Below are 312 nucleotides of genomic sequence, written 5' to 3'. Positions count from 1 at the left end.
GTAAGAATAATCCTAAGTTTGAAGAGACATCAGGTAAGCCAGGAGAAACAGTAACTGTTCCAGCGCCTAAGAACGAAGATGGAAGTGATCTTCCAGCAGGTTCTAAGTTTGAGTCAGACAACCCACTTGTTAAGGTAGATCCAAACACAGGTGCGATTACAGTAGATGTTCCAGCGGATGCGAAACCAGGAGATGTTATTGAAGCAGTCGTAACAGTAACGTATCCAGATGGATCAACAGATCAAGTACCAGTTAAGATTCCAGTAGCTGAGAAAGATCAGACAGATGCAGATAAGAACACACCAGTCGCAC

General features: G+C 43.6%; 1 protein-coding gene. It reads left to right on the top strand.

Going from position 1 to position 312, the window contains the following annotated elements; genetic code table 11:
• Nucleotides 1-312, top strand: a 312-nt coding sequence (locus E4T71_RS09360; RefSeq protein WP_194181274.1) for a YPDG domain-containing protein, incomplete at both ends; no start/stop codon positions are given.

Source organism: Streptococcus sp. WM07, from assembly GCF_004570525.1.
Classification (GTDB): Bacteria; Bacillota; Bacilli; order Lactobacillales; family Streptococcaceae; genus Streptococcus.
Note: the sequence above shows the minus strand (reverse complement) of the source record. Positions and strands in the feature narration are given on the sequence as shown.